Below are 26,404 nucleotides of genomic sequence, written 5' to 3'. Positions count from 1 at the left end.
GCGTGCTGGAGCGACAAAACCAAGGTCTGGTCCGACGGACCTGACCCAATTGGGTTATCTCACCCTCCGATTTGCCTAAACGGATCCAACGCCAGGTCGATCATCCGGCGTTCGCGTACAACGATTTCGGCTACGGCAGCCATGCCGTACCGCAGCGGGTATGAGGTGTTGCCCACGCGGTAGTGGTCCTGCTCCAGCGCGATCCGGCCTTCGTAGACAGGCTGTTTGGTCGCGGTCGACATTTTGGTCGCCGGCGAGATGAATTGCAGCGTGCCCTTGATTAGTCCGTAACGCTGGTAGGGAAACGCGTTGAACTTGATCTGCACCGGCAAGCCCTCGCGCAGGAAGCCGCGGTCGTTCTCGGCGATCTCGATCTTCAGGATCGGCTTCGCGTCTTTCGGGGCGATGCCGCCCAGCGGCGAGTTGGCCTGGATCTTGTCGCCAGGCTGCGTCGACGTCACGTCGGTGATCACGCCGTCCACCGGCGCGACGATCAGCAGGAAGTTGTCCTTGTCGATGTTTTCGAACTTGATGCGCGCCGCTGCGTCCGCCACCAGCCGCGCCGTCTGCACTTGCAGCTTGAGCTTGTCCTCGGCGTTGGCCACCTCGCGGTCCGCCGATTCGGACTGCAGCCGCAGCTTGGTCAGTTCCTGCCCGCTGGTCTCCAGCTGCGATTTGGCCTGGGTGAATTCGAGGCTTTGGCGCGCGCTCAGTTCGCTGAAGCGGGCTTGGGCGACGCGCATGGCGTTCTCCGCAGCGAGCAGGGCCTGCTTCTTCTGTTCGACCTGCAGCTGCGACACGCCGCCGCCGCCGGTCATGGCGAACAGACGCGCGTATTTGTCCGCCTCGTCCTTGGCGGCGTCGCGCGCGCGCCTGGCGTCGTCCATGTTGGTGCGCGCTTCCTGGATTTGCGCTTGCTGGCCCGCGGTCACCTTGCTGGTGCCTTCGGCCAGGCGCCGCTCGTGCTGTTTCTCTTCGACCGAGGTCGCTTCTTTCAGCGCCGCGGCGCGCCGTTCCATCAGCGCTTTCTTCTCGGGGAATTCTTTCCATTCGCGCTCCGCGTCTTCGAGCTTGAGCCGCGCTTCGAGCGCGTTCTTGGCCGCTTCGATGGCGCCGCGCGCGTACAGCCTGGCCACGACGTCGCCCTTGAGCACGGGCTGCCCTTCGGCGATGTAGATGCTCGACAGCTCGCCGTCGATCGGCGCATACAGCCGCCGCACTTCGGACGCGGGCACCAGCGTGCCGGGCGCGGTGACCATCACGTCGGCGTGGCCGAAGAAGGACCAGGCCAGCCCGGTGAGCACCAGCGCGACCATCGTGTACACCACCGCGCGCGTGAAGCGCCACGGTTCCGCAGTGAGGATCGAGATGCCTTCGGCGCTGTGGTCCTCCAGCGCTTCGGTCAGCGGCTTAAGGAGACTTTTGTTCATTGGCGGGGCCTCCTGCCGAGAGGGCCAGCTTGCGCACGTGGCTGAGCGCGACGGCGTAGGTGTCGCGGAATTCGGGCACGTACGATGAAATGGTGGAAAACGCCCGCTGGTGCTGTTCGGTGTCGTCGTCCCACTGCTTGAGAATCAGCTTGATTCTTGCGGCATCGGCCGGGCTGCCCGACGCGGCCTCCGCACCGCCGCGCGCGCTGATGAATTTTTCGATGTCGCCGATCCACGCCAGCTCGTTCAGCAGCGGTTGCAGCTCGCTGTTCTGGCGCGCGTCCTGGCGCATTTTGGCGACCACGCCGGCCGCGCGATCGAATTGCCGTGCCTTCAGCAGCGCACCCCAGGCCGGCACATTGGCCTTGAGCTGCGCCTGCGTGGAAAGGTTGCGCAACACCGCATTGTCCGGATCGCGCTCCGACGCTGGCGTGGCGACCGCCGCCGCCTTCGCATACTCGCCGCTGGCCAGAAACTCCTGGGCATCACGCTCCGGCGCGCCGGAGAAGTACACCGCGAGCGATACGATCACGAGGGAGGCGAATGCAGCCAGTGCTATCCGCGTCGCCGGCTTCTTGCTGGCCTCCTCGCCGCGCATGGCCGCCTTCAGTTCGGCGATGAAGGCGGCAGCCTTGCTCTTCGGCCTCGCCGGCGCACTGTCCGCGGCGGCTGTCGGTTCCGCTTCGTCGCTGCGCTCGGGCTCCGGCACCGGGTCGACGCAGAATATGTCGAGAAAGGAATCGGCGGCGGCGACGAAGGTGGTCTTGTCGGTGTCGATCGCCGGCGCGGGCGACGCCGCCAGCCGGGTGACGGTCGGATCGATGGTCGGGTCGTCCCACTGCGCGCTCACCCGGTACACGAAATGATGGCCGCCGAAGGCGACGGTATTGCCCTCTGCCAGCGCCACCGCATGCTCGTCGAGCCGCACGCCGTCGACGAATGTGCCGTTGGTGCTGCCGAGGTCTTCGACAAAGGGCCGGCCGTTCTTGAGGAAGATATGCGCATGGCGCCGCGACAGGTAGTTCACCTGATGCGGGAAGCTGTCCTGGTAGCGCGCGAAGGCATCGTCGGCCTTGCTGATCAGGAAGGGGAATTCGGTGACGACGATCGGCTGCAGCCCGTGTTCGGTGGATTCGGGCGTCAGCGTCAGGCTGGCGAGCCTGGCCGTGGGCGGCGGCGCCGGCCCGCCTTCCACCAGCTTCAGCCTGAACGACAGCGCGCGGCCAAAGCCGATTTCGTCATCGTTGCGCAGATGGGTGATGGTTTTCCGCACGGGCACACCGTTGACGGTGGTGCCGTTCTTGCTGTCGAGGTCAGCGAGGTAGATTGCGCCGTCCTCGCAAAAAATCCGGGCGTGCCGGCGCGACAGGTCGGCCACGACCTCGGCAGGATACGAATCGAACGGCGTTTCGGTGCGGCCTACGGCGAACAGGCTGCCGTCGATGCGGATGTCGGCGAGCCCGGCTGGCACGATGGGCTGGAGCACGATCATGCGCTGTTGGCCGCGGGCAGGCCTGGCCTCGGCGATCGCGTGGCCGCCATCGGTGTCAATCGCGGGACGCATGGCGCACATCCACCGGTGGCCAGCCGCCGCCCAGCGCCTTGTACAGCGTCACCGTGTCCGACAGGATCTGCTGGTGGTTGGCCAGCAGCGCCAGTTCGGACGCCAGCAGCGAACGCTCCGACTCGAACACGTCCAGCTGCGACACCAGCCCTTCCTTCAGCTGGGCCTGGACCTGCGCGGACACCACGCGCAGCTGTTCGGCCTGCTGCTGCAGTTCGATCCGCTGCCGCTTGTGCGCGTCGAGGTTGACCAGCGCGTTCTCGACTTCCTCGAAGGCGGCCATGACGGTGGCGCGGTATTGCTGTTCGGCGACCTGGGTGCGCGCCTCGCTGGTCTTGATGCGCGCCTTGACGCTGGGATCGAAGATCGGGAAGTTGATGCTCGGCAGCAGGCCGAAGGTGAAGGACTTGAGCAGGCTGCCCAGCGCGAAGCTGGAGGTGCCGCCGCGCCCGGTCAGGCTGATCGAGGGCAGCTGCGCCAGCTTGGCCTGGCCCACCAGCTCGTACGCAACCAGCACGCGATATTCGGCGGCCACCACGTCGGGCCGGCGCTTGAGCAGCTGCGATGGCAGGCCCTCCGGCACCACCGGCAATTGCACGCGCTGCTGCAGGTAGCCTTTGGGCACGACGAAGTCGCCCGCCGGCACCGCCACCAGCGTGGACAGCGCGTTGCCGGCCAGCGCGCGCAGTCGGCGCAATTCGATCAGGTCGTTGGACAGGCGGTTGACCTCGGCGCCCTGCTGCAGCACGCGCGTCTGCGGCAGCAAGCCGTTCTGCTGCATCGCCTTGTAGGTGGCCAGGATCTGCTGGCTCTTGGCCAGGGTCTTTTGCTGCTGGTCGATCTGTTCGTCGAATTGCAGGATCTGGAAATAGGTCGTCGCCACGTCGGCCGCCAGCTTCAGGTAGCCGGCGCGCCATTCGGCCTCGGTCGCCTGGTATTCGGCAGTCTGCGCGTTCACCCCTTTTTCCACTTTGCCCCAGATGTCCACGTCCCAGTTGACCTGGGTGCCGAGGTTGAACTGCTTGCGGAAATTCTGGCCGGTGCTCTTTTCGAAGCTGGCGCCGGCGCCGGCGTCCAGCGTGGGCAGGGCGCCGGCGCGCGCTTCGCCGATCTCGGCGCCCGCCACGCCGATGCGCGCGGCCAGCACCTTGAGGTCGAAGTTGCCGTTGACGGCCTTGTCCACCAGGCCGTTCAGGTAAGGGTCCTGGAACTGCTTCCACCAGTCGACCTGGATGGTGTCGTTGGCCGACACCGGCCGTGCCGAAGCCTGCGACCAGCCGGCCTTGGAAGGCACTGATGGCTGCTCGTACGGCTTCTGGCTGACGTCGGCGCAGCCGGCCAGCAGGACGGCGGCGGAAAGGGCGATTGGCGGGCTCAGGCGGCGCATGGCAGCTCCCATCCTTTTGATTCGACAAACACCTTGAACAGGCGCGGGTCGAGGTGGCCGGCGCGGCATTCCGCATCCATCAGGTCGAGCGCGCGCTCGGCCGGCACGGCCTGTTTGTAGGGGCGGTCGCGCGCGGTCAGGGCGTCGTAGATGTCGCTGATGGTGAGGATGCGGGTCTGGATGCTGATCTGGCCGTCCTTCAGGCCCATCGGGTAGCCGGAGCCGTCGAGTTTTTCGTGGTGGCCGTGCGCGATCGCCGGCACGCCGGCCAGCTCGCGCGTCCAGGGGATCAGGATCAGGAAGGAATACGAATCGACCACGTGCTCTTCGATCTGGCGCCGCTCGTCGGCGGTCAGGCAGCCGCGCGCGATGCTCAGGGCCGCCAGCTCGTCGTCGCCCAGCAGGTGAAACTTGGCGCCGTCGGCATGGTGGCAGGTGTAGTCGCGGATCGGCTGCAGCTGCGGCGCGGCGCCGCCGGCGGAGATCGCCGGCTCGTTGGCCGCGACGATGGTGGCGAAGAAGGCGTCGAGCCGCTCCGCTTCGGTGCGCAGGTCGATGTCGATGCCCTCCTTGCGCCGGCGGAATTCGTCCGGGCCGAGTTCGTCCTTCAGGTGCTGCTCCACCAGGTCGCGCCAGGCTTGCCGCTCGAGGCAGGACCTGGCATAGCGGAAGCGCTGTTCGAGCAGGCGCATGTCGGCGTGGTGCAGTTTCTTCTCCTTGCGCAGGATGTGCTCGCGCACGCCCACCTTGCCGAAGTCGTGCAGCAGGGCCGCGTAGTGGATCTCGCGCAGCTGCTCCTTGGTGAAGGCGATGCGGCGCAATTCCGCATCGTCCGACCTGGCGAGCGCGCGCGCCAGCCGGTCGGAGTATTCGGCGACCCGGAACGAGTGGCCGGCGGTGACGGGGTCGCGTTCCTCGATCGCCTGCACCGAGGCGCTGACGAAGCCGTCCAGCAGTCCCTTGATGTCGGCGTACAGCTGGAAGTTCTTCAGCGCGACGGCCGTTTCGGCGCACACGCCGGTGAGGATTTCCAGGTCGGCGGAGCTGAACGCAAACGGGTCGCTCGACGTGTCGACCTGGATCAGGCCCAGCACTTCGTCGCCAACGATCAGCGGCACGCACATCACGCTGAGGATGGCCTGGGCGACGATCGAGTCCTGCGCGGAATAGTGGCGGTCGGACAGGGTGTCGGTCGACAGGATCGCGCGCTTCTTGTTGAGCACCTCGTCGACGATGGTGTGCGAGATGCGGATGGTGGCCGGATCCTGTGCCGTGCCGTCGCGGCGGCGCGCGGCGACCGGCGTGGGCGGATCGCGGTCGCTGGCCTTGAGCAGGATGAAAGCGCGTTCGGCCGCGGGAAACAGGTCGAAGATGAAATTCATGATCCGCTCGATCAGGGTGGCGCGGTCGGTGACGGCGCCCAGCGCGATGCTCACCTGCGCCATCGCGTGCAGGCGCAGCACGGAAATTTCGAGCTCGCTCGGCGCGGCCACCGGGGGCGCGGCGTGCGGCAGCGCGTACTGGGTCGCATCGACCGAGGTGGTGATCATCGGCGGCATGCTCTCGCGCGGCGGGATCACCAGCGAATGGAACACCATCTGCGCCGACGACAGCGACAGCTCGTCGCCGTCGTGCAGCGGATGCCAGGCGCCGGGCGCCAGACGCTGACCGAGCAGGAAAGTGCCGTTGCGCGAATGCAGGTCTTCGATGTAGTAGTTGGCGCCGCGGCGCCGGATGCGCGCATGGCGCCGGCTGATTGTGTGTTCGGGCACGCAGATGAATTTGTCGGTCGCCAGCGCGTCTTGCGGATCGCGCCCGACCACCGCCTCGTCGTGCAGCGGGAACACGGTGGGCTTGGCCGCCGCGGTGCCGATCAGTTCCAGATAGGCCGAAACGGCGCCGCCCGTCGCTGCAATTGCCTGTGGCGTGTCCATTTCATCTCACGGTGACCGTAATTTTTTTCGATTTGACGAACGGGTGATGCGGCACGTGGTTCTCGTCGCCGAGCAGCAGCTGCAGGGTGTGTTTTCCAGGCGGCAGTTCGAGCGTCGTCTCCGTTTCGCCGGCGCCGAAGTGCAGGTGCTGGCGGTCGTTCGGAATCGGCTCGTCCGCGTTGGGCAGTTCGGTGTCGATCAGCAGGTGATGGTGGCCGGTGTGCTTGAACGCCACGCCTTTCGGCGCCACGCCCATGTAGCGCAGGCCGAACCAGACCTTGAAGGGCTTGCCGGCGGCGATCACCTGGCCGTCGTTCGGCCAGCCGATGTAGCAGTAGGCGTTGGGAGGCGCTTCGGACGCGGCGAGCGCCGCGCCGCTCCACAAGGCGCCAAGGATGGCTGCGGCGGCGAGTGAGTTGCGCATCGAATGCTCCCTTCGTTCCGACTATCCGCGATCAAGGCACGGGCGGCCTCATTTCACGGTGATGGTTATTTTTTTCGATTGCACAGGCGGATCGTGCGGCACGTGGTTCATGTCGCCAAGCAGCAATTGCAAGGTGTGCTTGCCGGGCGGCAGTTCGACCCGCGCCTCGGTTTCGCCGGCGCCGAAATGCAGGTGATTGCGGTCGTTCGGAATCGGCTCGTCCATCGGCGGCAGCTCGGAATCGATGATCAGGTGATGGTGCCCGGTCTTGGCCACATCCGTGCCTTTCGGCGCGACGCCCATGTTGCGCAATCCCATGCGCACCCAGAACTTGCCGTTGGTGAGCACCGCGCCGTCGGAGGGCCAGATGAAATACACCGCGGCGTTTTCCGCGGCCGCCGTGCGCGCCGACTGCACCGGAATGGCTGGCAGCAACGCGGCCAGCAGTGCGGCTTGAACGATCCTGTTGCGCATATCGGCGCCTTTCCCCGCATGTCGGCGGGCAAGAACCATGTGCTTGAATAATCACATTACATCGTGCGACTGTGCATATCTAAATCTGGCACACTCCAAGTGAAACTACAAGGCGAATTCGTCTTGAATGCAGCGGTCACCGGGAGCCGGCTCGTGGCACATAAAATTCTCATCGCTTGCGTGGTATTGGCGGCCGCTTCTTCGTGGAACGGCGCCTTTGCTGGCGGGCAGTCCGGCCAGTTCGACCCGCCCGTTTTGCTCGCCGGCGTTGTGCCGAAAAACAGCGCCGAGCAATTCGAAATGACGTTCTGGGAATCCATCAAGGACAGCACCCACGTCAGCGATTACGAGGCCTACCTGAAGGCCTATCCAAAAGGTAAGTTCGTGGCGCTGGCGCAGGCCCGCATCGCCCGGCTGCGCGCGGCGGCGCCGAAAGGCGCGGCGGAGGCCGCAGCCCTCAAGCCCAGCCCTGCGGCGACGGCGCCCGCGAAGGTCGCGCGCGAAGCGGCGCCGGCTGCCGCCAGGCCCGAACCGAAGGCGCCCGCGGTGGTGATGCCGCCGCCGGTGCTCGCGGCGGGTCCGCCGGCGAAGGCGGGCGCGGAAATCACCGACTGCCCGGCGTGCCCCGTGCTGATCTCGCTTCCCGCCGGTTCGTTCACCATGGGCAGCAATTCGAGCGATGCGAGCGAAAAGCCGGCGCATGCGGTCACGGTGAGCGCGCCCTTCGCCATCGGCAAATACGAAGTCACGGTGGCGCAGTGGAACGCCTGCGCCGACGCAAATGCCTGCCCGCGCCTGTTGGCGGCGTCGAATCCGTCGCCGGCCTCGCCGGTGCGCGATGTCAGCTGGGACGATGTGCAGGTCTACGTCAAGTGGCTGTCGACGACCACCGGCAAGGCGTACCGGCTTCCGACCGAGGCGGAGTGGGAATACGCGGCGAGGGCCGGCACCACGACGCGCTACTGGTGGGGCGAGCAGATGGCGGCCGGCAAGGCGAACTGCAAGGACTGCGGCCCGCCATGGCGCGCCGACACGCCGGGCAAGGCGGGCAGCTTCGCGCCGAATCCCTGGGGCTTGTACGACGTCAACGGCAGCGTGTGGGAATGGGTCGCCGACTGCTGGCACAATTCATTCAAGGACGCCCCTTCCGATGCGAAGGCATGGGATGCGCCCAATTGCAGCGTGCGAGTCATTCGCGGCGGTTCCTGGCGCGAAGGCGCGGCCTACATGGTGTCGTCGTCGCGATTCAAATACGACGCGAGCGTGCGCCACGCGCAGAATGGCTTCCGGGTGGCCCGGAACATCCGGTAGGGTCAGCGCTTGCGTGCGCGGGTGCTGATCTGCACGAAGTCCACAGCAATGTTGCCTGCCCCCGCGCCGGCGCGTGCGAGGCGCTGTTCCATCGCGCGCAGGTAGTCGGCGCCGGGTTCCACCTCGGGACGTAGCGCCTCGAACAAGGGCGCCGGCGTGGTGACCAGCGCCACGATCTCATTGCCGAATGGCGGGCCGATCATCCAGTTGCCAAGGCTGCCGACGGTGGCGGTGTAGCGCGCCGGCGCACGGTTGTCGCGCGCCTTCGCGTTCGGCAGCAGGTGCACCACATTGCCGTCGGCGTCGAAGTAGTCGACGGTGGCGAACGACTCGGCGCCCGCGGTGGTGATGTCGACCATCAGCGAGTCGCCCTCGGTCAGCACGTTGCCGGGCCGCGCGTTCGGCACGGCGAGGCGGATGGTGGCGCCGCCGCCCGCCCGCCGGTGCGCCGCCCAGTAAGGACCCAGCGTGCTGATGACGCCGCAGGTGTTTGCCGCCACCGCTTGCACATCCAGCGCCACGGTCGATACGCCCGGGATCGCCGCCAGCGTATCGCTCAGGCGCGCCCGGCTGAAATCGTTTGCCAGGTAGCCCTCGACGCGCAAGGCCCGTCCGGTCGCCGACGCCAGCAGCGCCGAACAGGGCACTGCCGCCAGCGCCGAGGCGACGGCGTCGAGCGACGGCATCGGCGGCGGCGCGACGGCGGGGGCTGGCGCGCTGGCCTGGGCGGACGCCGCCGGTGCGACGGCCGGTTGCTGCACGGGCGCCGACGCCTGGGAGGGCGCGGCGCCGCGCCCCGGTCCGAGATAGTGCCAGGCCGTGACGCCCGCCACGGCAATCGCGACGGCGCCCGCGGCGGACGCCGCCAGCGTCATGTTGCGCTTGCCATGGTCCTGGTCGGATACCTCGCTGACGAAACGCGCCACGGTCGGCGTGCGCGTGGCGCGGTCCAGCGCCAGGCCGCATTTCAGGCCGCGCCAGCTGGCCCGCCCAAGCTGTGGTGGCTGCACCGGCTTGATTCCCGCGGCGCGCGCCTGCAGCGCGGACATGCGGTTGTAGGGATGGCGCCCGGTCAGCAGTTCGTAGGTGATGCACGCCAGCGCATAGATGTCGTCGCGCGGGTCGGGTTCGAGATGCTCCAGCATCTCGGGGCTCGCATAGGCCGGCGTCAGCGCGCCCAGGCTGCCGGGATCGAACACGGTGACGTCGACTTCTTCTTCGGCTTTCTGGAACACGCGCGCGATGCCGAAGTCGATCACCTTGACCACGTTCTTGTCGGTGACGATGACGTTGCCCGGCTTGAAGTCGCAATGCACGAAGCCGCGCTCGTGCGCATACGCGAGCGCCTTGCCCATGCCGTCGACGATGTGCATGGCTTCGGCGAACGGCAGGCCGGTGAAGCTTGGCGCGCGCAGCATCTGGCTCAGCGATTTGCCGGACAGGTATTCCATCGTCAGATACACCACCTGGCCGTCGCGGTCGAAATCGTAGACCGACACGATGTTGGGATGCGCCAGGGTTTGCGCCTTGCGCGCTTCGCGTTGCAAGGCGATCAGCGATTTCGGGTGCCCGCGAAACTGGACGTTCAGCACCTTGATGGCGATGTAGGGCTTGCGGTCGGACGCCTCGAGCTTGCGCAGGTCGAGCGCCTTGTACACCGTGCCCATGCCGCCGAAGCCGATGCACTCCTCGAGCACGAAGCGGCCGTTGAGCGTGTCGCCCACCGCCTTCATGCGTTCCGGTTCAGTCTCCTGGTCTTCGGGATCGTCGAGCGGCGGGGAAAATGAAGCAGGGTCCACCGGTTTGGTGCGGACGAAGGTGTCGTCGCCGTCGACGCGCTGGCGTGCCCGCATCGTCCGTTCGATGTGGTGCTGCACTTCCTCGTAGAGTTCGGTCGGGAGCTTCAGGCGCGCCTGCTCCTGGCTCAGCACTTCCAGCAGGCGCACGGCGCTGCCGGGCGCCGACGCGAGCTCGCGGTCCAGTTCGACAAAAAATTCCGTGCGCCCCAACGCGCCACTTTGCAGCTGGCGAATGGCGTGAGCAAGATTTTCCATCTTTTTCCGGGTCCCTCCCGCGCAAGGACTTCGCGCATTCAAATCGCGACACACTCATGTTGAGACTAGCATGTAAACCATGATGATCAAGGACTGCCGCCCTCAGCGCGGCGCTGTTGTTGGGCGCAGGCAAACAGCGCCCCGAAAACCGTTGGGACTGGCCGCACTCCGCGCTTGCCGACAGCGTTCCTATCTGTCATTGACGATCGAATACTTCCCTTTTAAATCAATGGATTGGATGCGGCAGCGGAGCGCCGGCGCGAGCTGGCACGGTCCCTGCTGTATGTCCGGTGAGCGCAAGGAAATGCTCACCAACCCAAACTGACCATTAAGGAGAAACACCATGAAATCCCTGACCATCAAAGACCTGGCCCGTACCGAAGAACTCGACGGCAAAGCAATGGCTGCAGTCCGTGGCGGCTGGTCGATGAACTCGCCGCACTACACGATCGGCGACGTCAACTACGTCCCATCGTACGATTCTTCGATCACCGCCACGCAGAGCCTGGTGCAGGTGCAGAACGTCACCAACGCGGTCGCCAACGGCTCGGCTTTCCTGGACGGGGTGCATGCGACCAACACGACTTCGCAGTCGGGCCAGAACAACATCTTCGGCGCCTGAGCCAAATCGATCCTCACTTCTTACTTGGAGACTCATCATGAAAACCCTGACCATCAAAGACCTGGCCCGTACCGAAGAACTCGACGGCAAAGCAATGGCGGCCGTGCGCGGCGGCTGGAGCATGAATTCGCCAAGCTACAAGGTCGGCAATGTGGATTACTCGCCGAGCTACGATTCGTCGATCCACGCCGCGCAGGAAATGGTGCAAGTGCAGAACGTCACCAACGCCGTCGCCAACGGCTCGGCCTTCCTGGACTGCGTCAGCGCCACCAACACCACGTCGCAGAACGGCCAGAACAACATCTTTGGCTAAGCCGCGCCGCGATGGAGGCCGCGGCGCCTCCATCGCAACTTACACATCCAGGAGAACACCATGTCATCGATCAGGATTCAGGATTTGTCGCGCAGCACCGCGCTCGACCAGGCCGCCATGGCTTCGGTACGCGGCGGCGCCGGCTTCATGCCGGACGTGAACGTCAACGTCGCGCTCAACCAGCAGTTCGTGCAGGTCCAGCAAGTGGGCGTGAACGTGCTCAACAACAATGGCGTGATCGGCGCGTCGTTCGGCGGGTACGACATGAACTATGCCGCCGCCGAATGGAAGTCCGGCCACGCGATGTAATTTCGCGCAGCCCAGCCGTTCCAGCCCAGCCATCGCGAGATGGCTGGGCTGGACCTGTTTACGCTGTATTAGAGCCGCCCCCAGTCGCAGGGCGGCTTTTTCGTTTCGGCTTGCAGACGGCGGCGACAAATTCGGGTCAGGTCCGGCGGACCTGACCCCTGGTGTTGGTCCGCGGCGGATCAGGATCGTGCAGCGCGGTGTTAGAACCGATCGCACAGAACCCAAAAAACCGTTGGATTCGAACGAACTGCGCGTATTCAAAAACGCTCTCAAAGTGCCAATGCAGGCTTGATATTTTCGTTTTGAATCAAGCGCTTGCGAGAAGGCCGCGCAAATCGCTCGAAGCTGGCACGGTCCCTGCTGTATGTCCAGTGAGCGCAAGGAAATGCTCACCAACCTAAACTGACTATTAAGGAGAAACACCATGAAATCCCTGACCATCAAAGACCTGGCCCGTACCGAAGAACTCGACGGCAAAGCAATGGCTGCAGTGCGTGGCGGCTGGTCGATGAACTCGCCGCACTACAAGATCGGCGACGTCAACTACGCGCCTTCGTACGATTCTTCGATCACCGCCACGCAGAGCCTGGTGCAGGTGCAGAACGTCACCAACGCGGTCGCCAACGGCTCGGCCTTCCTGGACGGGGTGCATGCCACCAACACGACGTCGCAGTCGGGCCAGAACAACATCTTCGGCGCCTGAGCCGATCGATCCTCACTTCTTACTTGGAGACTCATCATGAAAACCCTGACCATCAAAGACCTGGCCCGTACCGAAGAACTCGACGGCAAAGCAATGGCAGCCGTGCGCGGCGGCTGGAGCATGAACTCGCCGCATTACTCGATCGGCGACGTGAACTACGCACCTTCGTACGATTCGTCGATCCACGCCAGCCAGAGCCTCGTGCAAATGCAGAGCGTCGTCAACGCCGTCGCCAACGGCTCGGCGTTCCTGGACGGCGTGCATGCGACCAATACCACGTCGCAGAACGGCCAGAACAATATCTTCGGCTCCTGAGCCAATCGACTTGCTTGTTCAGTTGGAGAGCGATCATGAAAAAGCTGAAAATCACGGAGCTGTTCCGTACCGGCCGGTTCGACGGCAGGGCAATGGCAAAGGTTCAGGAGTCGGGCGACCGGAAGGTTATTTATGTCGAGGACGCTGCCGGTGACGACTTGCCATGCCTCGACCGGGTGCCTGAATGCATCACCATTTGGCAGTCCGGCCGTTACAAGATTTCTGTTAGCTGAACAACCGAGTGACGGAGACTGTTGGGCCGCGCTTGCGTCAGCCGGCAAGAGGACTACCATGTCATTTGATCGTGTTCCAACCGGTCCGGCTGAGCCATCCAATGGCTGCGCCGGACCATTTCCTTTGCAGGAGGCATCATGGGAATTATCGTCATCAAGGATTTGCAGGAGAACTTCGAACTTGATCGCCAGGCGATGCTGGCGATTTCCGGCGGCTCGCGTCTACGTGCGGGCGGCGCGGCCGCGCGGCGCGACGCGCTACGCATCAAGCGGCTGGTCAATCTTGCGCCGGAGGCAGCGCCCGTGCGGCCGCCGCCGAAGTAGTCGATGACCGCAGCCCACACGCCGTCCCGTTTGCACCGGACGGCTTTTTTGTTTTTGCGCGGCGCGCGACATGGCGGTGTTGTGCACGGCCGTACAGTCATCGAATTTATGTTGGATGGCGTCCAACGCAATCTCGCGAGATCGGTCGCACGCGATCATGAGGCGATTCAAAATGCCCTGTAAATTCAACGGCTTAGGGCTTGGCTAGCTTCCTGGCACAGTTTCTGCTGAATGGATATCGAGCGCACCGAAATGCCTCGACATCCAACCTCAAACTTTAGGAGCGTCACCATGAAAACCATCCTCATCAAAGACCTGGCCCGCAACGAAGCACTCGACGCGAAGGCAATGAGCACCGTCCGCGGCGGCTTTTCGATGAACTCGCCGTACTTCAAGATGGGCGACCTGTCGTACACCCCCAGCTACGATTCGTCGATCCACGCGACGCAAGAGCTGTTCCAAATGCAGAGCGTAGTGAACGCGACCGCCAACGGCTCGGCTTTCCTGGATGGCGTGCATGCGACCAACACCACGTCGCAGGCCGGCCAGAACAACATCTTCCGGCTGTAATGGCAGACCGCTCAACCAAAGGAGAATGAACATGTCTTCCATTACGCTTAGCGACCTGCCTTGCGCCACCGACCTGGACCAGCGCGCCATGTCCGCCGTGCGCGGCGGCCATTCCTGGGGCGGCGATATGAACGTCAACCTGAACATCAACCAGAACCTCGTGCAGATCCAGGACGTCGACCTCAACGTGTTGAACAACAACGGCTCGATCGGCGCCGGCTTTACCGGCCCGACGGTCAATCTGGCAGCCACGCAAACGGGATTCAACAGCGCGGTCATCCCAAAGATGTTCTAAACTGAGGAGGCCTGCCCAGGCCTCCTTTTTCGTCCGATGCGAGGAACTTAATTATGGCTACCATTGCGATTAACGACCTGTCCGTCAATCGGGACCTGGACCGCAAGGCGATGTCGCAGTTGCGCGGCGCCGGCGGCGCACCGTGGGTGTATGGCTGGATCGCGCCGTTCTCCGACGCGCCGAGCTTCGCGCCCGTGGTGAACTTCTACCAGATCAACAATTATGCGGAGCAGATGATCAATCAGTACCAGATCGTTTCGGTGCTGAACTCCGGATCGAATTCGAACGTCGCCGTCGCGGTCGACGAACGCAGTGTGAACAACCGGTTTCAGCCGCAGTAGGGCGCGAGCGGATCGCGGGGCCAGGCGATGACAGTCGACCACGAGTTTCGATGGACATCGGCGGCACGGACCGATATCGGGCTGGTGCGCAGCCGCAATGAGGATAGTCTTCTCGAGCATGCCGCGCGCGGGCTGTGGGCAGTCGCCGACGGCATGGGCGGCCACGCCTACGGCGACGTCGCCAGCCGCATGGTGGTCGCGGCGCTGGACACCTTGCCGGCGGCCGGTCCCGCCGGCCTGCAGCAATCGATAGCCGTTGCGCTCGACCGTCTGCGTGCAGTGAACGGGCAGCTGCGTGCCGAAGCATCGGCGCGCAAGGTAACAATGATGGGCAGCACCGTCGTCGTCCTGCTCGCGTGCGGGGGCGAGGCAGCTTACCTGTGGGCCGGCGACAGCCGCATCTACCTTTACCGCAACGGGCGGCTCCAGCAGCTGACCCGCGATCACAGCCAGGCCGAGGAAATGAGGGCGCTGGGCGCGAATGCGCCCGTGTCGAACGGCATCACGCGCGCGCTGGGCGCCGCCGACACGATCGACATCGAGCACGGCACCTTGCAGGTGCGCGACGGCGATTTGTTCCTCTTGTGCAGCGATGGCTTGAGCAATCCCGTGGACGAGCAGGGCATCGCCGACGCGCTGGGCGGGGGTGAGTGCGGCGCCGCGGTGGACGAGCTGATCGCGAAGGCGCTCGCGAATGGGGCGCGCGACAATGTCTCGGTGGTGGTCGCGCGCGCCGACGATGTGTGCAGCGACAAGACCATGCTCAATCCGGCGTTGTGAGATTGCAAGCGGCGCTGTGCAAGGAGGGGGTCAGGTCCGGCGGACCTGACCCCTGTTTTGTCGACGCCAGCAGAATAGCCTCCATTATGGTCAGTATGCAGGCTAATGGCTCACGCCTCCTTGCGGAAATCCTTCGAGTGCAGGCCGTGCTTCTTCAGCAGGATCTGCAGGTGCGAGCGGTTCATGTCCCAGCGCCGTGCCAGCTCGGCCACCGTGCCGCCGGTTTCCTGCAGGCCGCGCTCCAGGCAGGCACGCTCCGCTTCGTCGCTGGCGACACGTTTCGCTTCGCTCAGCGATAGCGGCGCCGGCTCGCCTTGCTGCGCGCGCGGTTTCGCCGCCGCCGGCCGGATATCGTCGGGAAGGTGCGACAGGTCGGCCGTCTCCGCGGCCAGGCAGGAGATCCGGTACACGATGTTGCGCAGTTCGCGGATGTTGCCAGGGTAGGCATAGCCGAGCAGGAAGTCGCGCAGCCTGGCGGTGGTCTTGACCGGACGACGCTTGAGCGCCTCGGCCGCTTCGTCGCAGTAGTAGGCGATCAGCAAGGGAATTTCATCCTTGCGTTCGCGCAGCGGCGGCAGGGTCAGGTGGATCACGCTGAGCCGGTAGAACAGGTCTTCGCGAAACAGTCCCTGCTCGATCAGCTTGCGCAGGTTCTTGTTGGTCGCCGCCACGATGCGGGTGTCGACCGAAATGGTTTCGTCCGATCCGACGCGCTGGATTTCGTGCGACTGCAATACCCGCAGCAGCTTGACCTGGCCCGGCAAAGGCAGCTCGCCGATCTCATCGAGAAAAATGGTGCCGTGGTGGGCGCTTTCGAATTTGCCCTTGCGGTCATTCGCGGCGCCCGTGAATGCGCCTTTCTTGTGGCCGAAGAGTTCGGATTCGAGCAGGCTGTCCGGGATCGCGCCGCAGTTCACGGAGATGTACGGCTTGTCGGCGCGCGATCCGTTGGCATGGATCACCTTCGCCATCAATTCCTTGCCGGTGCCGCTTTCGCCGTCGACCAGCACCGGCAGGTCGGTGGGCGCGGCCTTTTCGGCGATCTCGAGCGCGTCGAGCAGCCGGGGGTTGTCGCCGAACGTGCCTTCGAACACGAAGCTGCGCGCGAGCAGCGCCTGGCGCCGTTCGCCGGTCGATTGTGCGGGCGCCGGCTCGGCGCTGACCGCCTGCACGAAGCGCTCCTTGTGCGACAACTGCATCACGTCGTCGCGCAGCACGTTGGCCTGGCGCAGCAGCTTCTCGATCTCGGCGCGCTGCAAGGTCGTCGCCCAGCGCAAGGTCGAGCGCAGGATTTCGATCTTTTCCAGCAACGCCGCATATGACATCGCGGAGCCGCGGGGGATGCCCTGGTTGAACAGTTTCATGCCGCGCTCAATTGCTTCTGCACCAGTTCGTAGTACATGCCGCGCCGTTCCAGCAATTCCTCATGGCGTCCCATTTCCGCGATCTTGCCTTCGTACAGCACGATGATCTTGTCGGCCCGCATGATGGTGCTGAGGCGGTGCGCGATGATGACGGCCGTGCGTCCTTCCAGGATCGCTTGCATGTTGCCGATGATGTTGCTCTCCGACTGGGTATCGAGGGCGGAGGTGGCTTCATCGAATACCAGCAGGCGCGGGTCGTGGTACAGCGCGCGCGCGATGCACAGCCGCTGCACCTGGCCGCCCGACAAGCCGACGCCGCGCTCGCCGACGACCTGCTCGTAGCCCAGCGGCAGTTTGCTGATGAACGCGTGCGCGTCCGCCATTTTCGCCACTTCCTCGATGCGGCGCCTGTCCGGACTGTCGTCGCCGCTGGCGATGTTTTCCGCGATGGTGCCGGAGAACAGCAGGTTGCTCTGCATGACGTAGCCCACCTGCGCGCGGTAGTAATCCTTGTCGATCACGCTCATGTCGTAGCCGTCGATGATGATCTTGCCTTCGGTGGGCGGATAGAAACCGACCAGCAACTTGGCCAGCGTTGTCTTGCCGGAGCCGCTGCGCCCGACGATGGCGACCAGCTCGCCCGGCTTGATGTCGATGCTGATGTTCTCCAGCACGTAGGGCGTCTCGCCGTCGCCGTAGCGGAAATACATGCCGTCGAGCTTGATCTCGCCCTGCAGGTCGGGCAGCACGACGCGCGAGGCGAGATCCGCGGGCTTTTGCTCGGGTTCGATGTCCAGCACGTCGCCAAGGCGCTCCATGGCCACCGTGGCGTCCGCCAGCCGGCTCCACAGGCCTACCAGGCCCATCAGCGGCGACAGCACGCTGCCCATCAGCGCATTGAAGGCGATCAGCTGGCCGATCGACAGTTCGCGCGCCAGCACCAGGTCGGCGCCCACCCACAGGATGGCGATCGTGGTGGCGGCGTGCAGCATCTGGCTGGCCAGGCCGACCCAGATGTTGAACACTTGCGAGCGGTACTGCACTTCCAGCGCCTTGACGTATTTCTTTTCCCACTTCAGGCGCACCGGGCGCTCGCTGCCCATGCCCTTGATGGTCTCGATGCCGCCCAGCGCTTCCATCAGGAACGAGTGGGCGTCGGTCGAGGCCGTGAACACTTCGCGCGCGAAGTCCTTGATGCGCGGCGTGGCCAGCACCGTCACCGCGATGATGGGGATGACGAAAGCGATCAGCAGCACGGTCAGCTTGACGTTGTAGAGGAACAGGATGGTGAAGTAGATGAAAACCATCAGCAGGTTCAGCACGGTGGTGACGGTCGACTCGGTCAGGAAGGCGCGGATGGTCTGGTTCTCCTGGAAGCGCGCCAGGATGTCGCCGGTCTTGCGCTTGGCGAAGAAGGAGTAGGGCAGCGACATCGTGTGCTTGAAGAACTGCGACATCATCGAAAAATCGAGGTTGCGCACCATGTAATTGGCCAGGTAGGCGCGCACCGTGGACATGATCTGGGTGAACACCGTGGACACGATCAATCCGGTGATCAGCAGGTGCAGCAGGCTGATGTTGTGGTGCACCACCACGCCGTCGAGGATGTTCTGGATGATCATCGGCGGGACGATGCCCAGCATCTGGATCACGAAGGTGGCCAGGAACAGGTGCCACAGGATGGTCTTGTAGGGCGCCAGGTAGCTGACGAAGCGCAGCCAGGGCGAGCGCGCCGCGGTCAGCTGGACCATTTCCTGGCCCGGCGTGAACACCAGGCAGGTGCCGCTCCAGCCGCGCTCGAATTCCTCCACGGTCATTTTCTTGAAGCCGACCGCCGGATCGGCCACCCACACCTGGCGCGGCGAGATGCCGTACACCACGACGTAGTGGTAGCCTTCCCAGTGGATGATGAATGGCAGCTCGAAGCCGCCCAGGGCGTCGAAGGTGCACTGGACGCCGCGCGTGGAAAAGCCCAGCGATTCGCCGGCGCGCGCCAGGCTGTCCAGCGTTGCGCCCTGGGTCGTGACGTTGGCCAGCTCGCGCAGCTTGCCCAGCGTCATGTTGATGCCATAGTGGCGGCACAGCATCGCCAGGCAGGCGGCGCCGCAGTCCATTTCCTCGGCCTGCTCGACCAGCGCGAATCGCTTCAGGATCTTTTCGTCGGCCTCCGGCTTCGATTGCAAGTCGAGCACCACGGGCCGCTTGCGCCGCTCGGCCAGCCGTTTTTGCCGGTGCAGCTCGCGCTCGACGAAGCGGATGCGTTCCTCCATCACCTCGCGCAGCTTGTCGTTGCGCTCGAGGATGAAGTGGGCGGTCTTCTCGGGGACGACCAGCAAGGTTGTGTCGGTGACGGCGATGACGGACGCCATCTGTTCCTGGCGCATCATGCAGGCCTTCTCGCCGAAGATCTCTCCCGGCCCCAGCGTGGCCAGCGTGTACTCCGCATCGGCATCGTTGTAGACCACGCGCACCTGTCCCTGGCGCACCACGTACAGGCGGCGGTCGTCGCGCGAGTCCTGCTTCAGGATTTCCTTGCCCGCGCCGACGCGCTTGACGCCGACGCTGCGCACGAACTCCTCGAGCTCGGGCTTGCTCACCTTGCCGCGCAGGTCGAACAGGCGCGCCACCAAGCCGCCGGCGGAACTGATCGCCACGTAATTGGTGATGAACTGCAGCGCCACGGGATTGCGCGCCAGCACCGGTTCGAACGCCGCGCGCGCGATGAACAGCAATTCGGTCTTCACCGAGGCGCGCGCCGACAGCTCGTGCGGATGGTCGCGCAGCATGGCGATCTCGGCGAACACCTCGCCCGCCTTGCGCACGCCCATGCTCACTTCCTTGCCGTGCTCGTCGCTGAACACGCGCACCGAGCCGGAGCGGATCACGTACAGGCCGGCGGCCGGCTCGCCGGCCGTGCAGATGGTGTCGCCGAACGCGTAGAAGCGCGACTCGGCCGCATCGGACAGGCGTTCCAGCTCATCCGGAGTAAACGGCGACAGGATTTCCACCGTGGACAGGAACTCGGCGACAGGATGGGCTTGCGAAAGTGGTTCCATGTCTCATTTCCACGCGCGTCGAACGGCATGCGGCCGCGGCCGGAGTTACCTGGACGGACAGGCCTCGATGATGTGCTCCTGCGCGCGCGCCTGCAGCCAGCCCTCGCGCAGCAGGCGGCGCACCTCGGCGGCGGTGTCCTCGTCGAGCGACGCCGGGTACTTGGCGTTGACCGAAAAGATCTCGTAGAACGAGCGGTCGGGCGACGCGAAGGGACCCAGCAGTTCGCCGGGCGCGGCGTTGAACACACGCGCTTCGATGTCGGGCTTGAGCGAGCCGCGCAATACCTTGCCGATGATGCCGCCGCTCTCGCGCGCATCGCCGATCGAGTGCTCGCGCGCCATGTCGGCGAAGCTGTCGGGGTCGTCGGCGAGCGCCGATATCATCTCCTTCGCCTTGCCCTCGGTGTCGAGCACGATGTGGCTGACTTCGACGCTGTCGAATTTCGGCGAGTTGAGCTTGAAATATTGTTCGACGGCGGCGTCGCTGCACACCTGTGCCATCATCTTTTCCTGGTACAGGCCGTCGGTAATGAAGAGCTCGAATTCGTCGAGGCTGATGCCGAGTGCGTCGAGGTAGTTGTTCATGTCGGCGGCGCGATGCAGTCCCTGGCTGCGGCGAAACTGGTCGGCGCGTTCCTGGATCTCTTCCGGCGCCAGCTGCAAACCCTGTTTCCTGGCGGCGCGAACGGTCAGCTTCTCGCGCACCAGTTGCTCGATGAGTCCTTCGAACTGCCCGCTGAGCTTGAGTGTCCGGATGAAACTGTCGGTGTCGATGACCTCGTCATCAATGCGCACAATCGCTGACATGGTGCCTCCCTCGCTTCGCGTCGAACCAATTCTCAGCGTATACGGTCGCGCGCGAAATGCAATCACGCGGGGCAATGCCAGTTTGTCGTACCAGCGAAGGCTGGTATCCATACTGAGCGGAATATGCAGGGAAATCTATTTCAGCATGGGTACCAGCCTTCGCTGGTACGACGGGTCGGTTCATTCGCCCAACCACTGCAGCGACTCAAGCCAGGCGTGGCGCCATCCTTGGCGGTCGTACCAGCGAAGCCTGGTACCTATATTGAGCGGGTCATGCGGGGAAAGCAATCTCGGCATGGGTACCAGCCTTCGCTGGCACGACGGGCTATTCGCCCAGCAAGCGCAGCGACTCGAGCCACGCGTCGCGCCATTCCGTCAAATCCGGCTGGGTGGCGAAGGCTTTCTTCAACGTTCGCATCGGCACGCGGTACACGTCGTTCAGGCCGAGGGCGAGCGTCACCGGATTCCACAGGTGCGTGTTTTTCCCGGCGCGGGAATTCTTCCGGACGCGGGCGCCATCGTCACCGAAAATGCCGATCCCGCCGGCCAGCGATTTCTCCAGGTCGATTTTCGCCATGCCGCCGAACGCGATCAGCACCTGCTCCTTGCTGATTCCTTTCAGGCTTTCCTTCGGCGCAGCCGGTGCCTCGGGCTCTGGCGGGTTGAGCAGCGCCTCTGCCAGTTGCTCGATATCGCGCTGAAAGAAACGCACCGCGTCGAGCGGCATGCGCATGCCAGGTTCCTTCAGCTTGATGGCGATGCGGTCGGAGTCGCGCGTGAAGCGGATCAGCACGTCGTCGCTGCCTGCGGCCAGCCGCTTGGTGTCTTCGATGTAGACCACCGGCGCGGAGTAGCCGGTGATGCCTTCGGCGAACAGGTCGGCGTATTCGTCGGAGTAATCAACCCAGACGTAGGGCGTCAAGCCATGTTCGATCAGGCGCGCGAGGGTCCACGGCGTGCCGGTTTGTTCGCTAAGCCATTGGCACGTTTCTGCCGTGGTCGCGCGCTGCGGGAGCTTCGCTGATGGCATTGCGGACTTTCAAAATGTGTAAGGCGGGGTCTGGTCCTGCGGACCTGACCCCATTTTCGTCGGCGCCGAAGAGCTCATCGCGTTAGTATGAAGCAAAGATGTGGTTAGGTCCGCAGGACAAGCCCCCGGCCGGGTTACTGCAGGCGGATGGCCACGTCGAAAATCCATGTGCGGCGGATTTCGATCACGTCGTACTGGCGCGCGAGAGCCGGCGGAAATGCGCCGTATGGCGCCTGGCTGGCCACCACCTGTCGGATTGCTTCGTCGATTGCCGGTACGCCGCTGGACACCACGAAAGTGACCTTCTCCACGGAGCCGTCGGCGCGAATTGCCACTGTTACGATCGGTTGCGTATGACGTTGTTTGACCGCCTCTCGCACCATGTCGAGCGTCATGTTCGCCTCGATCTTCCGGCCCATGGCTTCAGCGTAACGGACAAGCTCGGCGTTCGGATCAGCGCGGCCGAGCAGCAATCCGCGGCGCAGGTTGCTCATCCCGGGTAGCAGCGAGCGGGACGGGGGAGTGGACGCCGCGTCGCGCTGGGCCGCCTCCGCGTTGAGTTGCCTGCCGATCGCGCGCAGCCGCTCCTCGCGCTGGGCCTCCTGCTCGGCGCGCTCGCGTTGCGCCAGGTCTTTGGCGGCCAATTCCTGGCGCGTCGCCTCTTGCTTTGCTCCCTCGCGGCGTGCCGCCTCTTGCCTGATTGCTTCCTGTCGTGCGGCCTCTTGTTGTGCCTGGCGGGTTGCTTCCAGCTGAGCTTGCTTTGCCGCTTCTTGCTGAGCCTTCTGCGCGGCCTCCAGCTGCGCTTGCTTCGCCGCTTCCTGCTGGGCCTTACGCGCCATCTCCATCTGCGCTTGTTTCGCCGCTTCGAGCTGTGCTTGTTTTGCAGCTTCCAGTTGCGCCTGCCGGGTCGCCTCCTGTTGCGCTTGCCTGGCTGCCTCCAACTGCGCCTTCCGCGCGGCTTCGACTTGTGCCTGCTTTGTCGCTTCGAGTTGCGCTTGCTTTGCAGCTTCGATCTTCTGCAGCCTTTCGGCTTCCAGCTGGGCCAGCCTTGCCGATTCCACTTGCGCCTGCTTCGCCGCATCCAGCTGCGCCTGCCTACTCTGCTCTTTCTGCAAAGCTTCTCGCCGCACATCCTCTTGCCGCGCGAGATCGAGACGCTCTTTTTCCAGCCGTGCCGATTCGGCCCTGGCTTTTTGCTCAGCGATTGCGGCATCCTGGCGCAGCCGCTCTTGCCGCGTTGCTTCGCGCTGCGCCTCCGCCTTCAGCTCGGCCTGTCGCGATTGCTCGGCGCTCTGGCGCTCCTGCTCGTGGTCGTGCTGCTTTTGAGCGGCATCGACGGCGTCGCGGGGAATGGCTACCGCATTGTCTGGAACAGTCGTGCTTCGCGCTGTGGAGGTTGCGGGCGCCCTAACGCGTGGCGCGTCTGGCGCGATGGGCAGGTTCACGTCCGGCCGTTCCCGGGCGGCCGCGACTGGCTCGGGGGGCGCGGCACCAGGCGCTGCTTGCGGGATGGCAGCTGTGGCATTCGACGCCGCAGGAAGGAGTGGCATCGACATCGATGTCGGATTGCCCGCGACCACAGGCGTCTGCGCAGGCGTGGGCAGCGCGCCATCCGCAGGCGCGGGCGCTGACGCCGTCTCAGCGCGAGGCGCCGGCGCAAGCAGAATGCGCAAATCATTGGCGCCGAGGCGTCGCTCTTTCCAGGGGAAGTCAAAGCGCGGAAGGCCGAACGTCTGGCCGCCGAGCGCAATGCTGAGGAGCAGAGAGTGCGCTATCAACGAGAGCACCAGCGCCGTACTCAATCGCCGAGGGTCGCGCGGACTAAGGAGCGCCGCACTCAAATTCCAAACCCTTCGCGCCGGCCAGAAGCCAGCTCATTCAGAATTTCCTCGTTATTCATCTGCGCGAAATGTATCGGATTGGAAGCCATTGAGACAATGCAGTAGATTGAAAACGGGCGGTCGAATCATCGACGAGAACTGATGCTATCACACTGACAAGATCGGTTGATCGCCAAAAAGAGAAAGGCCAATCGAGCGATTGGCCTTTGGGTGCTGATTTGCGGCGGCGAACAAGGCGGGGTCAGGTCCGCAGGACCAGACCCCAAGCAGGCTTAGACGTCGATGTTGCCGGCGCGCAGAGCGTTCGACTCGATGAAGTTGCGGCGCGGCTCAACCTCGTCGCCCATCAGCGTAGTGAAGATCTGGTCCGCGGCAATCGCGTCTTCGATCTGCACTTTCAGCAGGCGGCGCACGGTCGGATCCATCGTGGTTTCCCACAGCTGCTCCGGATTCATCTCGCCCAGACCTTTGTAGCGCTGCTTCGACACGGTGCGCTCGGCTTCGTCGCGCAGCCACTGCATCGCGTGGTGGAAGTCGTCGACCGCCGATTCCTTGATGCGGTCGCCTTCGCCGCGGCGGATGAACGCGCCTTCGCCGATCAGGCCCTTGAACGTCGCGGCGCCCGCGGCCAGCACGGCGTAATCCGCGCCCTGGACGAAGTCCGCGTCGATCGAGCTGACTTTCACGTTACCGTGATGCATACGCTCGATGCGCAGCATGTGCTTTTCATTGAGGTCGTCCGAACGCACCGACACCGTCACCGCGCGGTCGCCGATCGTCGCTTCCAGCGCCTTGGCCGATACTTCCGCATTTTCCTGCGTGTCCAGCACCAGCGTCACGCCGGTCATGATGGCGGTCAGCGCGGCGCGGTCGATCACGCGCGTCAGGCGCATCATGATCGCGTTCGACAGGTTGAAGGTGCGTACCAGTTCGGCCAGCGCCTCGCCGGTGATCGCATCGGCGCCGTCGCGCGGCACCAGCGACGCGGTGTTCAGCGCCACCGTCATCATGTAGCTCGCCTCTTCGACGTCGTCTTTCAGGTAACGCTCGTCGCGGCCGGCCTTGACCTTGTACAGCGGCGGCTGCGCGATGTAGATGTGGCCGCGCTCGACCAGCTGCGGCATCTGGCGGTAGAACAGCGTCAGGAGCAGCGTGCGGATGTGGGCGCCGTCGACGTCCGCATCGGTCATGATGATGATGCGGTGATAGCGCAGCTTGTCGACGTTGAATTCGTCCGGCCCGATCGAGGTGCCGAGCGTGGCGATCAGCGTGGTGATCTGCTCCGACGACAGCATCTTCTCGAAGCGCGCCTTCTCCACGTTCAGCACCTTGCCGCGCAGCGGCAGGATCGCCTGGAACTTGCGGTCGCGCCCTTGCTTGGCCGAGCCGCCTGCGGAGTCACCCTCGACGATGTACAGTTCGGACAGCGCCGGATCCTTTTCCTGGCAATCGGCCAGCTTGGCCGACAGGCCCAGGCCGTCCATCACGCCTTTGCGGCGCGTCAGGTCGCGCGCCTTGCGGGCCGCCTCGCGCGCACGCGCGGCTTCGACGATCTTCCCGCAGATGATCTTGGCGTCGTTCGGCTTTTCGGCCAGGTAGTCCGACAGCGTCTTGGCGACGATCTCTTCGACCGGGCCGCGCACCTCCGACGACACCAGCTTGTCCTTGGTCTGCGAACTGAATTTCGGCTCCGGCACTTTGACGGACAGCACGCAGGTCAGGCCTTCGCGCATGTCGTCGCCGCTGATTTCGACCTTGGCCTTCTTGGCGAAGTCGTTCTCGTCGATATACTTGTTGATCACGCGGGTCATCGCCGCGCGCAGGCCGGTCAGGTGGGTGCCGCCGTCGCGCTGCGGGATGTTATTGGTGAAGCACAGCACCTGCTCGTTGTAGGCGTCGTTCCACTGCATCGACACGTCGACGGAAATCGTGGTGTTCTGGTCGGACTGGCGCTCGCCGGTCGCCTGGAACACGGTCGGGTGCAGCACCGTCTTGGCCTTGTTGATGTATTCGACGAAGCCGCGCGTGCCGCCTTCGAACGCGAACACTTCTTCCTTGCCGTTGCGCTGGTCGGTCAGCTTGATGTTGACGCCGTTATTCAGGAACGACAGTTCGCGAATACGCTTGGCCAGGATCTCGTAGTGGAATTCGACGTGGTTGAAGATCTCTTCGTCGGCCCAGAAGTGGACGTCGGTGCCGCGCTTGTCGGTCTCGCCGACGACCTTGATCGGGGACACGGCGACGCCGTCGCGCATTTCGATTTCGCGGTGCTGCGGCACGCCGCGCACGAATTCCATCTGGTGCACTTTGCCGTCGCGGCGGATGGTCAGCTTGAGCAGTTTCGACAGCGCGTTGACGCACGAGACGCCCACGCCGTGCAGGCCGCCCGACACCTTGTACGAGTTCTGGTCGAACTTGCCGCCGGCGTGCAGCTCGGTCATGACGATTTCGGCGGCCGAGCGCTTCGGATCGTGCTTGTCGTCCATCTTCAGGCCGGTCGGCACGCCGCGGCCGTTGTCGGTGATCGAGATCGAATTGTCCGAGTGGATCGTGACGTGGATCTCGGTGCAGTGGCCGGCCAGCGATTCGTCGATCGAGTTGTCCAGCACTTCGAACACCAGGTGGTGCAGGCCGGTGCCGTCCGAGGTGTCGCCGATGTACATGCCCGGGCGTTTGCGCACCGCTTCCAGGCCTTCCAGGATTTGAATCTGGGCGGCGCCGTACTCTTGCTCTTTCGCGGGGACTGCTGGTGGTGTGTTCTCGGACATGGACTGCTTTCTCTAAAAACGATACTCAGTGTGTTTCGGTTGCTGCTGCCGGCTGCTCCACTTGTGGCGGGGGCCTGCAATTTCTGTCGTTCCTGCGAAGGCAGGAACCCATACTGCGCCAACGATCAGGCGGCGTATGGATTCCCGCCTTCGCG

Annotated in this window: 26 protein-coding genes; 13 read left to right on the top strand and 13 right to left on the bottom strand. The window is 64.4% G+C overall.

Annotated features, from left to right (window positions below):
• Nucleotides 1-59: 59 nt before the first annotated feature.
• Genes AC1D02_RS20305 through AC1D02_RS20280 form a run of 6 tightly spaced genes read right to left on the bottom strand, consistent with a single transcriptional unit; the run spans nucleotide 60 to nucleotide 7,213 of the window.
• A complete protein-coding gene (locus AC1D02_RS20305) occupies nucleotides 60-1,430 on the bottom strand; it encodes a beta-barrel domain-containing protein (protein ID WP_477320248.1) in 1,371 nt (456 codons plus the stop codon).
• The gene (locus AC1D02_RS20300; RefSeq protein WP_477320246.1) at nucleotides 1,411-2,994 is read right to left on the bottom strand and encodes an FHA domain-containing protein; all 1,584 of its coding nucleotides are present in this window, start codon (nucleotides 2,992-2,994) and stop codon (nucleotides 1,411-1,413) included. Before AC1D02_RS20300 ends, AC1D02_RS20305 begins: the two co-directional genes overlap by 20 nt.
• Complete coding sequence (locus AC1D02_RS20295; protein ID WP_477320244.1) at nucleotides 2,978-4,381, bottom strand: efflux transporter outer membrane subunit; 1,404 nt, start codon at nucleotides 4,379-4,381, stop codon at nucleotides 2,978-2,980. Before AC1D02_RS20295 ends, AC1D02_RS20300 begins: the two co-directional genes overlap by 17 nt.
• Nucleotides 4,369-6,315: an HD domain-containing phosphohydrolase gene (locus tag AC1D02_RS20290; protein WP_477320242.1), complete on the bottom strand. Its 1,947-nt coding sequence runs from the start codon at nucleotides 6,313-6,315 to the stop codon at nucleotides 4,369-4,371. The genes AC1D02_RS20295 and AC1D02_RS20290 overlap by 13 nt, the downstream gene beginning before the upstream one ends.
• A gap of 1 nt (nucleotide 6,316) precedes the next feature.
• On the bottom strand, nucleotides 6,317-6,739 hold the full coding sequence (locus AC1D02_RS20285; RefSeq protein ID WP_477320240.1) for a DUF4399 domain-containing protein: 423 nt from the start codon (nucleotides 6,737-6,739) through the stop codon (nucleotides 6,317-6,319).
• A gap of 48 nt (nucleotides 6,740-6,787) precedes the next feature.
• Nucleotides 6,788-7,213: a DUF4399 domain-containing protein gene (locus tag AC1D02_RS20280; RefSeq protein ID WP_477320238.1), complete on the bottom strand. Its 426-nt coding sequence runs from the start codon at nucleotides 7,211-7,213 to the stop codon at nucleotides 6,788-6,790.
• A gap of 153 nt (nucleotides 7,214-7,366) precedes the next feature.
• Here AC1D02_RS20280 and AC1D02_RS20275 point away from each other — a divergent pair, with 153 nt between their 5' ends.
• Entirely contained in the window at nucleotides 7,367-8,524 is a 1,158-nt protein-coding gene (locus AC1D02_RS20275) for a formylglycine-generating enzyme family protein (protein ID WP_477320236.1), read from the top strand.
• 2 nt (nucleotides 8,525-8,526) lie between these two features.
• Here AC1D02_RS20275 and AC1D02_RS20270 read toward each other — a convergent pair whose 3' ends face one another.
• Nucleotides 8,527-10,578, bottom strand: a complete 2,052-nt coding sequence (locus AC1D02_RS20270) for a serine/threonine protein kinase (protein WP_477320234.1) — start codon at nucleotides 10,576-10,578, stop codon at nucleotides 8,527-8,529.
• Between the two features lie 343 nt (nucleotides 10,579-10,921).
• Between AC1D02_RS20270 and AC1D02_RS20265 the strand changes: the two genes are divergently transcribed.
• The 12 genes from AC1D02_RS20265 to AC1D02_RS20210 all read left to right on the top strand — a co-directional run bounded on the left by AC1D02_RS20265 (nucleotide 10,922) and on the right by AC1D02_RS20210 (nucleotide 15,383).
• Nucleotides 10,922-11,200: a hypothetical protein gene (locus AC1D02_RS20265; protein WP_477320232.1), complete on the top strand. Its 279-nt coding sequence runs from the start codon at nucleotides 10,922-10,924 to the stop codon at nucleotides 11,198-11,200.
• A 37-nt stretch (nucleotides 11,201-11,237) separates the two neighbouring features.
• A complete protein-coding gene (locus AC1D02_RS20260; protein ID WP_477320230.1) occupies nucleotides 11,238-11,513 on the top strand; it encodes a hypothetical protein in 276 nt (91 codons plus the stop codon).
• 60 nt (nucleotides 11,514-11,573) lie between these two features.
• Nucleotides 11,574-11,822, top strand: coding sequence for a hypothetical protein (locus tag AC1D02_RS20255; protein ID WP_477320228.1), 249 nt, complete (start codon nucleotides 11,574-11,576; stop codon nucleotides 11,820-11,822).
• A 424-nt stretch (nucleotides 11,823-12,246) separates the two neighbouring features.
• Nucleotides 12,247-12,525 carry a hypothetical protein gene (locus tag AC1D02_RS20250; protein WP_477320226.1) on the top strand — a complete coding sequence of 93 codons (279 nt, stop codon included), beginning with the start codon at nucleotides 12,247-12,249 and terminating at the stop codon, nucleotides 12,523-12,525.
• 36 nt (nucleotides 12,526-12,561) lie between these two features.
• Nucleotides 12,562-12,840 carry a hypothetical protein gene (locus AC1D02_RS20245; protein ID WP_477320224.1) on the top strand — a complete coding sequence of 93 codons (279 nt, stop codon included), beginning with the start codon at nucleotides 12,562-12,564 and terminating at the stop codon, nucleotides 12,838-12,840.
• A 35-nt stretch (nucleotides 12,841-12,875) separates the two neighbouring features.
• Nucleotides 12,876-13,073, top strand: a complete 198-nt coding sequence (locus AC1D02_RS20240; RefSeq protein WP_477320222.1) for a hypothetical protein — start codon at nucleotides 12,876-12,878, stop codon at nucleotides 13,071-13,073.
• A gap of 138 nt (nucleotides 13,074-13,211) precedes the next feature.
• Nucleotides 13,212-13,397 carry a hypothetical protein gene (locus tag AC1D02_RS20235; protein WP_477320220.1) on the top strand — a complete coding sequence of 62 codons (186 nt, stop codon included), beginning with the start codon at nucleotides 13,212-13,214 and terminating at the stop codon, nucleotides 13,395-13,397.
• A 3-nt stretch (nucleotides 13,398-13,400) separates the two neighbouring features.
• On the top strand, nucleotides 13,401-13,580 hold the full coding sequence (locus AC1D02_RS20230; protein ID WP_477320218.1) for a hypothetical protein: 180 nt from the start codon (nucleotides 13,401-13,403) through the stop codon (nucleotides 13,578-13,580).
• 108 nt (nucleotides 13,581-13,688) lie between these two features.
• Entirely contained in the window at nucleotides 13,689-13,967 is a 279-nt protein-coding gene (locus AC1D02_RS20225) for a hypothetical protein (RefSeq protein ID WP_477320216.1), read from the top strand.
• A 31-nt stretch (nucleotides 13,968-13,998) separates the two neighbouring features.
• A complete protein-coding gene (locus AC1D02_RS20220) occupies nucleotides 13,999-14,262 on the top strand; it encodes a hypothetical protein (protein WP_477320215.1) in 264 nt (87 codons plus the stop codon).
• A gap of 53 nt (nucleotides 14,263-14,315) precedes the next feature.
• Nucleotides 14,316-14,603 carry a hypothetical protein gene (locus tag AC1D02_RS20215; protein ID WP_477320213.1) on the top strand — a complete coding sequence of 96 codons (288 nt, stop codon included), beginning with the start codon at nucleotides 14,316-14,318 and terminating at the stop codon, nucleotides 14,601-14,603.
• A gap of 27 nt (nucleotides 14,604-14,630) precedes the next feature.
• Nucleotides 14,631-15,383, top strand: coding sequence for a PP2C family protein-serine/threonine phosphatase (locus AC1D02_RS20210; RefSeq protein ID WP_477320211.1), 753 nt, complete (start codon nucleotides 14,631-14,633; stop codon nucleotides 15,381-15,383).
• A 110-nt stretch (nucleotides 15,384-15,493) separates the two neighbouring features.
• Here the strand turns inward: AC1D02_RS20210 and AC1D02_RS20205 are convergent, their stop codons facing one another.
• From AC1D02_RS20205 to gyrB, 6 genes are all read right to left on the bottom strand, one after another.
• Complete coding sequence (locus AC1D02_RS20205) at nucleotides 15,494-16,747, bottom strand: sigma-54 interaction domain-containing protein (protein WP_477320209.1); 1,254 nt, start codon at nucleotides 16,745-16,747, stop codon at nucleotides 15,494-15,496.
• Complete coding sequence (locus AC1D02_RS20200) at nucleotides 16,744-19,803, bottom strand: ABC transporter transmembrane domain-containing protein (RefSeq protein ID WP_477320207.1); 3,060 nt, start codon at nucleotides 19,801-19,803, stop codon at nucleotides 16,744-16,746. The genes AC1D02_RS20205 and AC1D02_RS20200 overlap by 4 nt, the downstream gene beginning before the upstream one ends.
• A gap of 45 nt (nucleotides 19,804-19,848) precedes the next feature.
• Nucleotides 19,849-20,610, bottom strand: coding sequence for a peptidylprolyl isomerase (locus AC1D02_RS20195; protein WP_477320205.1), 762 nt, complete (start codon nucleotides 20,608-20,610; stop codon nucleotides 19,849-19,851).
• 325 nt (nucleotides 20,611-20,935) lie between these two features.
• Nucleotides 20,936-21,640 (bottom strand): hypothetical protein, encoded by a 705-nt coding sequence (locus AC1D02_RS20190; RefSeq protein ID WP_477320203.1) that lies wholly within the window; start codon nucleotides 21,638-21,640, stop codon nucleotides 20,936-20,938.
• A gap of 134 nt (nucleotides 21,641-21,774) precedes the next feature.
• Nucleotides 21,775-23,442, bottom strand: coding sequence for a TonB C-terminal domain-containing protein (locus AC1D02_RS20185; protein WP_477320201.1), 1,668 nt, complete (start codon nucleotides 23,440-23,442; stop codon nucleotides 21,775-21,777).
• Nucleotides 23,443-23,753: 311 nt separating this feature from the next.
• Nucleotides 23,754-26,249 carry a DNA topoisomerase (ATP-hydrolyzing) subunit B gene (gyrB, locus tag AC1D02_RS20180; protein ID WP_477320199.1) on the bottom strand — a complete coding sequence of 832 codons (2,496 nt, stop codon included), beginning with the start codon at nucleotides 26,247-26,249 and terminating at the stop codon, nucleotides 23,754-23,756.
• Nucleotides 26,250-26,404 lie beyond the last annotated feature (155 nt).

The sequence above is a fragment of the Massilia sp. P1_C10 genome, assembly GCF_056406475.1.
This window is presented reverse-complemented; position numbering and strand designations above follow the sequence as displayed.

Coding starts and splice junctions, on each gene's coding strand:
- AC1D02_RS20230 (WP_477320218.1), top strand. CDS start 13,401: ATGACCGCAGCCCACACGCCGTCCCGTTTGCACCGGACGGCTTTTTTG.
- AC1D02_RS20290 (WP_477320242.1), bottom strand. CDS start 6,315: ATGGACACGCCACAGGCAATTGCAGCGACGGGCGGCGCCGTTTCGGCC.
- AC1D02_RS20300 (WP_477320246.1), bottom strand. CDS start 2,994: ATGCGTCCCGCGATTGACACCGATGGCGGCCACGCGATCGCCGAGGCC.
- AC1D02_RS20205 (WP_477320209.1), bottom strand. CDS start 16,747: ATGAAACTGTTCAACCAGGGCATCCCCCGCGGCTCCGCGATGTCATAT.
- AC1D02_RS20255 (WP_477320228.1), top strand. CDS start 11,574: ATGTCATCGATCAGGATTCAGGATTTGTCGCGCAGCACCGCGCTCGAC.
- AC1D02_RS20240 (WP_477320222.1), top strand. CDS start 12,876: ATGAAAAAGCTGAAAATCACGGAGCTGTTCCGTACCGGCCGGTTCGAC.
- AC1D02_RS20245 (WP_477320224.1), top strand. CDS start 12,562: ATGAAAACCCTGACCATCAAAGACCTGGCCCGTACCGAAGAACTCGAC.
- AC1D02_RS20260 (WP_477320230.1), top strand. CDS start 11,238: ATGAAAACCCTGACCATCAAAGACCTGGCCCGTACCGAAGAACTCGAC.
- AC1D02_RS20200 (WP_477320207.1), bottom strand. CDS start 19,803: ATGGAACCACTTTCGCAAGCCCATCCTGTCGCCGAGTTCCTGTCCACG.
- AC1D02_RS20225 (WP_477320216.1), top strand. CDS start 13,689: ATGAAAACCATCCTCATCAAAGACCTGGCCCGCAACGAAGCACTCGAC.
- AC1D02_RS20195 (WP_477320205.1), bottom strand. CDS start 20,610: ATGTCAGCGATTGTGCGCATTGATGACGAGGTCATCGACACCGACAGT.
- gyrB (WP_477320199.1), bottom strand. CDS start 26,249: ATGTCCGAGAACACACCACCAGCAGTCCCCGCGAAAGAGCAAGAGTAC.
- AC1D02_RS20235 (WP_477320220.1), top strand. CDS start 13,212: ATGGGAATTATCGTCATCAAGGATTTGCAGGAGAACTTCGAACTTGAT.
- AC1D02_RS20265 (WP_477320232.1), top strand. CDS start 10,922: ATGAAATCCCTGACCATCAAAGACCTGGCCCGTACCGAAGAACTCGAC.
- AC1D02_RS20270 (WP_477320234.1), bottom strand. CDS start 10,578: ATGGAAAATCTTGCTCACGCCATTCGCCAGCTGCAAAGTGGCGCGTTG.
- AC1D02_RS20210 (WP_477320211.1), top strand. CDS start 14,631: ATGACAGTCGACCACGAGTTTCGATGGACATCGGCGGCACGGACCGAT.
- AC1D02_RS20215 (WP_477320213.1), top strand. CDS start 14,316: ATGGCTACCATTGCGATTAACGACCTGTCCGTCAATCGGGACCTGGAC.
- AC1D02_RS20295 (WP_477320244.1), bottom strand. CDS start 4,381: ATGCGCCGCCTGAGCCCGCCAATCGCCCTTTCCGCCGCCGTCCTGCTG.
- AC1D02_RS20305 (WP_477320248.1), bottom strand. CDS start 1,430: ATGAACAAAAGTCTCCTTAAGCCGCTGACCGAAGCGCTGGAGGACCAC.
- AC1D02_RS20220 (WP_477320215.1), top strand. CDS start 13,999: ATGTCTTCCATTACGCTTAGCGACCTGCCTTGCGCCACCGACCTGGAC.
- AC1D02_RS20190 (WP_477320203.1), bottom strand. CDS start 21,640: ATGCCATCAGCGAAGCTCCCGCAGCGCGCGACCACGGCAGAAACGTGC.
- AC1D02_RS20250 (WP_477320226.1), top strand. CDS start 12,247: ATGAAATCCCTGACCATCAAAGACCTGGCCCGTACCGAAGAACTCGAC.
- AC1D02_RS20285 (WP_477320240.1), bottom strand. CDS start 6,739: ATGCGCAACTCACTCGCCGCCGCAGCCATCCTTGGCGCCTTGTGGAGC.
- AC1D02_RS20280 (WP_477320238.1), bottom strand. CDS start 7,213: ATGCGCAACAGGATCGTTCAAGCCGCACTGCTGGCCGCGTTGCTGCCA.